Below are 5229 nucleotides of genomic sequence, written 5' to 3' on the forward strand. Positions count from 1 at the left end.
TATAAGAACCAGGCCCAGGACCCCGCGTACGCCTACGGCCCGATGGCCCCGCAGCGGATGCCCGGCAGCGTCCGGGCCGCGCAGATCGTCCTCTGGGTGCTCGCCGGACTCGTGCTGCTCGCCGCGATAGTCATCGGCGCGACGGGCGACGCGGTGACGGCGGGCGCCGTCATCGGAGTGAATGTGCTGGTCATGGTGGCCGCGGGCCTGGCCTGGACGTTCCACAAGGCCGGCTCCGGTATCCGCGTGACGTGCATCGTCCTGATGTCGCTGCACGCCCTGAGCGCGCTCGGCGGGGCGGCCAACGGCAACTCCGGCGGCCTCCTGCCGCTGCTCGGCGCCATCGCGGTGGTCGTCCTGCTCTCCCAGGGAACCGCGGGCGCCTGGTTCAAGCGCCCGCGCCCCTAGCGTCAGCCCCGCCCGGCCCAGATATTGGTGCCGGGCGTCGAGACCGCGAACGTGTCGATGGCCGCGAGCTCCGCCTCCGTCAGCTTCGGGCCCGCCAGCGCCGCCACGTTCTCCTCCAGCTGCCCGACGCTGGACGCGCCGATCAGCGCCGAGGTCATCCGCTCGTCGCGGAGCACCCAGTTGAGGGCGAGCTGGGCGAGCGACTGGCCGCGGCCCGCCGCGATGTCGTTCAGGCCGTTGAGCCGGCGCACGACCTCCTCGTTCAGCAGCTCCGGGTCCAGGGACTTGCCCTGCGTGGCGCGCGAACCCTCCGGGATGCCCTTCAGGTACTTGTTGGTGAGCAGCCCCTGGGCGAGCGGCACGAAGGAGATGCAGCCCATCCCGGCCTCCTCCAGCGTGTCGAGGAGGCCGTCCTCCTCGGTCCAGCGGTTGATCATCGAGTACGACGGCTGGTGGATGAGAGCCGGAACGCCCATCTCCCGCAGCAGCCGCGCCGCTTCGGCCGTCTGCTCGCTGTTGTAGGACGACACGCCGACGTAGAGCGCCTTGCCCTGCTGGACGGCGGACGCGAGCGCGCCCATCGTCTCCTCCAGCGGCGTGTCCGGGTCGAAGCGGTGGGAGTAGAAGATGTCGACGTAGTCGAGGCCCATCCGCTCCAGCGACGCGTCCAGCGACGACAGCAGGTACTTGCGGCTGCCCCACTCGCCGTACGGGCCCGGGTGCATGAGGTATCCGGCCTTGGTCGAGATGACCAGCTCATCGCGGTACGAGGCGAAATCCTGTGCGAAGAGCTTGCCGAAGTTCAGCTCCGCGGAGCCGGCCGGCGGCCCGTAGTTGTTCGCCAGGTCGAAGTGCGTGACACCCAGGTCGAAGGCGCGGCGCAGGATCGCGCGCTGGGTGTCCAGGGCCTTGTCGTCACCGAAGTTGTGCCAGAGACCGAGGGAGACCGCGGGCAGCTTCAGGCCGCTGCGGCCCGTGCGCCGGTACTCCATGGTGTCGTAGCGGTCCGGGGCGGCGCGGTACGAAGACGTGTCGTTCATGGGGATGAAGCTACTTCAGCCGAGCGCACCCGACTTCGGCGGGCGGCCCGCGCAGCGGTAGGGTGTCGCCCTCGGGGACTGCCCTACGCACACCCCTTGAGGACCGCCATCTGCTGGAGGGGCTGACAGACGTGAACCTGCGCGACCTGGTGTACGGACTTTACGCACGCCGGGTGGAAGGCCGCCTCGACCACGACCAGGTGCCCAAGCACATCGGGGTCATCCTCGACGGCAACCGCCGCTGGGCGAAGGCGTCCGGCGGGACCACCGCACAGGGCCACCAGGCGGGCGCGTACAAGATCGAGGAATTCCTCGGCTGGTGCGCGGAGACCGACGTCGAGGTCGTCACGTTGTGGATGCTCTCCACCGACAACTTCGACCGGCCCGAGGAGGAGCTGACCCCGCTCCTCGGCATCATCGAGGCGACCGTCCGCTCGCTCGTCGCCGACGGCCGCTGGCGCGTGCACCACGTCGGCGCGCTCGACCTGCTGCCCGCCCGCACCCAGGCCGTCATGAAGGAAGCCGAACAGGCCACCCACGACAACACCGGGATACTCGTCAACGTGGCCGTCGGCTACGGCGGCCGCCAGGAGATCGCCGACGCGGTGCGCTCGCTGCTCCTGGAACACGCGGACAAGGGCACCAGCCTGGAAGAGGTCGCGGAGAGCGTCGACATCGACCTCATCTCCAAGCACCTCTACACCAGCGGCCAGCCCGACCCCGACCTGGTGATCCGCACCAGCGGCGAACAGCGCCTGTCGGGCTTCATGCTCTGGCAGTCCGCCCACTCGGAGTACTACTTCTGCGAGGTCTTCTGGCCGGCCTTCCGCAAGGTCGACTTCCTGCGCGCGCTGCGTGACTACGCGGCCCGCCACCGCCGCTACGGCGGCTGACGCGCACACGCCCCTGAGGCCGGGGTCATCCGGAGTTAACCAACGCGTCGTCATATGCCATGGCATGGCCGCGCTTGTTCGAGGGAATAAGCCTTCCAGGTCGACGTTCCGCAGTATCCGAGAGGGACGTCGTATCTCAGCGGACGCCATGAGGCCGTCCGCCCGGGAGGCCCTTTGCACCAGGACGACCGTGTGAGCAGCGCGGGCGACGTGGAGGGCCGGCGTCCGGCCCGCGCATCGCGGCCGCGCCGGGCCTGCATCACCTTCGCCGGCCCGCCCGGATTCCCTCCCGTCGCTCCCCGACCTCATCCGAGGGGGTACGTCCTTCCGTGATGACCAGCACAAAGCGCCGCATGCCCGACAGGCGCACCTACGTTCTCGACACCAGCGTCCTGCTGGCCGACCCGAACGCCCTGACCCGCTTCGACGAGCACGAAGTCGTGCTGCCCGTCGTCGTGGTGACGGAGCTCGAGGCCAAGCGGCACCACCCGGAGCTCGGCTACTTCGCCCGGCAGGCGCTGCGCCTGCTGGACGACTTCCGTATCCGGCACGGCCGCCTGGACGCCCCGATCCCGCTCGGGGACCTCGGCGGCTCGCTGCGCGTCGAGCTCAACCACTCCGATCCCGGCGTGCTCCCGGCCGGCTACCGGTTGGGGGACAACGACTCACGGATTCTCGCCGTGGCCCGCAACCTCCAGGCGGAGGGGTACGACGTCACGGTCGTCTCCAAGGACCTGCCGCTCAGGATCAAGGCGTCGTCCGTCGGACTGCTCGCCGAGGAGTACCGCGCGGAGCTGGCCATCACGGACTCCGGCTGGACCGGCATGGCCGAACTGACCCTCACGGCCGAGCAGGTCGACCTCCTCTTCGAGGAGGACCAGCTCTACGTCCCCGAGGCGGCGGACCTGCCCGTCCATACGGGCCTGACCATCCAGTCCGAGCGCGGCAAGGCGCTGGGCCGCGTCACGGCCGAGGGCAACGTCCGGCTCGTACGCGGCGATCGCGAGGCCTTCGGCATCAAGGGCAGGAGCGCCGAGCAGCGGATCGCGCTCGATCTCCTCCTCGACCCGGACGTCGGGATCGTCTCGATGGGCGGGCGCGCGGGCACCGGCAAGTCGGCGCTCGCCCTCTGCGCGGGCCTTGAGGCCGTCCTGGAGCGCAGGCAGCACCAGAAGGTGATGGTCTTCCGGCCGTTGTACGCGGTCGGCGGGCAGGAGCTGGGCTATCTGCCCGGCACCGAGGCCGAGAAGATGGGCCCCTGGGCGCAGGCGGTCTTCGACACGCTCGGTTCGGTGGCGGGCAAAGAGGTCATAGAGGAGATCAGCGCGCGCGGGATGCTGGAGGTCCTGCCGCTCACCCACATCCGCGGCCGCTCGCTGCACGACGCGTTCGTCATCGTGGACGAGGCCCAATCCCTGGAGCGGAACGTCCTGCTGACCGTTCTGTCCAGGATCGGGGCGAACTCCCGTGTCGTCCTCACCCATGACGTCGCCCAGCGCGACAACCTCCGAGTCGGGCGGTACGACGGGGTGGTGGCCGTCGTCGAGAAGCTGAAGGGGCATCCGCTCTTCGCGCACGTCACCCTCACGCGCTCCGAGCGTTCGCAGATCGCGGCCCTGGTGACCGAAATGCTGGAGGACGGCCACATCTGAGTCAGTTCACCGCGTATGTACGGTAGTTGGCGCCGCCCGGCGAAGCGAAGGAGCCTAGCCGGGCGGCGTCGTCGTGCGCGCCGCTTTCCGGAAAACTCCTGGGCCAAACGGCGTGTGAGCTTTCCCACGCAACGGAGAATTGCCTTGCGGCGTCGAGCTGGGGCAGAGTCTGGGTCCTGTCAGGCCCCGCATGCGACACACCTGTACCCCCAGCGGTACTGAACCCCAGAACTTCATAGTGGCCGTCGCATGCCGCCCGAGCACCACGCGGCGCTCCCGCCAAGGGAGTTGTCCACCGGGCCCGCGCCTCCCGTGACCGAACGCAAGCGGAGGCCAGCGCCAGGGGCACGATTGCGTCCGCGAGGTCACCTATGCGGGCGATGCTGGAAGGAAACCGTGTGAGCCGGATTTCGGTCCGGGGATTCGCCGTGGCGTCAGCCACCGCGGTCACCACCGTCGGAGCTGTCGTGGGTGTTGCCTCGGGCAACGCCCAGTCCTCGAACTCGAACGACTTCGAGGCAGCGGCGAGCGAGGCCACGCTCCTCGCAGAGATCCCCGCGGGCCAGCAGGCCCAGGTCCAGACCGCGTCCCTGACGCAGCAGGCGGACGCGCAGGCCATGGCCGCCGACACCGCGGCGAAGAAGACCGCCGCGGAGGAGGCCCGCAAGCAGGCCGCCGCATCGGCGATCGAGAAGCAGAAGGCCGCGGAGAAGGCGGAGGCCGCCGAGAAGGCGCAGAAGGCCGCCGCCAAGAAGGAGCGCGAGGACAAGGCCGAGACCAAGGCCAGCCGCTCCTCGGCCCGCGACGCCTCCAGCTTCACCCCCCAGAGCTCCTACACGGTCGCTCAGGTCCAGGCGATGGCACGGCAGATGGTCCCCGGCGACCAGTTCCAGTGCTTCAGCAACATCGTCAACCACGAGTCCACGTGGAACTACAAGGCGCAGAACGCCTCCTCCGGGGCGTACGGCCTCGTCCAGGCGCTGCCCGCTTCCAAGATGGCCTCGGCGGGCGCCGACTGGCAGACCAACCCGGCCACGCAGATCAAGTGGGGCCTGAACTACATGAACGACCGCTACGGCAGCCCGTGCGGCGCCTGGGACTTCTGGCAGGCGAACAACTGGTACTAGGCGGACGCCGACCGTACCGCTCAACCTCGGGAGACCCCTCACCGTCCTTCGGTGGGGGGTTTCTCCCATGTACGGTCGGTGCGGACAGCTCCAGGGGGGAGTGGTGGGG

The 5229-nt window shown here is 69.5% G+C and carries 5 protein-coding genes; 4 read left to right on the forward strand and 1 reads right to left on the reverse strand.

The window, feature by feature from the left end; all coding sequences use genetic code 11:
* Positions 1 to 408 (forward strand): hypothetical protein (locus GKQ77_RS27025; RefSeq protein WP_372459993.1); only part of this gene is annotated, 408 nt, incomplete at its 5' end.
* Between the two features lie 2 nt (positions 409 to 410).
* On the opposite strand, the gene mgrA is transcribed toward GKQ77_RS27025, so the two are convergent.
* Positions 411 to 1448, reverse strand: coding sequence for an L-glyceraldehyde 3-phosphate reductase (gene mgrA, locus GKQ77_RS27030; protein ID WP_219691546.1), 1038 nt, complete (start codon positions 1446 to 1448; stop codon positions 411 to 413).
* 131 nt (positions 1449 to 1579) lie between these two features.
* Here mgrA and GKQ77_RS27035 point away from each other — a divergent pair, with 131 nt between their 5' ends.
* From GKQ77_RS27035 to GKQ77_RS27045, 3 genes are all read left to right on the forward strand, one after another.
* The gene (locus GKQ77_RS27035; RefSeq protein WP_205038076.1) at positions 1580 to 2341 is read left to right on the forward strand and encodes an isoprenyl transferase; all 762 of its coding nucleotides are present in this window, start codon (positions 1580 to 1582) and stop codon (positions 2339 to 2341) included.
* 329 nt (positions 2342 to 2670) lie between these two features.
* Complete coding sequence (gene phoH2, locus GKQ77_RS27040; RefSeq protein WP_219691547.1) at positions 2671 to 3993, forward strand: RNA 5'-3' helicase PhoH2; 1323 nt, start codon at positions 2671 to 2673, stop codon at positions 3991 to 3993.
* 398 nt (positions 3994 to 4391) lie between these two features.
* Positions 4392 to 5120: an aggregation-promoting factor C-terminal-like domain-containing protein gene (locus GKQ77_RS27045; RefSeq protein WP_504739869.1), complete on the forward strand. Its 729-nt coding sequence runs from the start codon at positions 4392 to 4394 to the stop codon at positions 5118 to 5120.
* Positions 5121 to 5229: the final 109 nt, after the last annotated feature.

Origin of the sequence: Streptomyces anatolicus, from assembly GCF_019400875.1 — a bacterium.
GTDB classification, from domain to species: domain Bacteria; phylum Actinomycetota; class Actinomycetes; order Streptomycetales; family Streptomycetaceae; genus Streptomyces; species Streptomyces anatolicus.

Coding starts and splice junctions, on each gene's coding strand:
- mgrA (WP_219691546.1), bottom strand. CDS start 1,448: ATGAACGACACGTCTTCGTACCGCGCCGCCCCGGACCGCTACGACACC.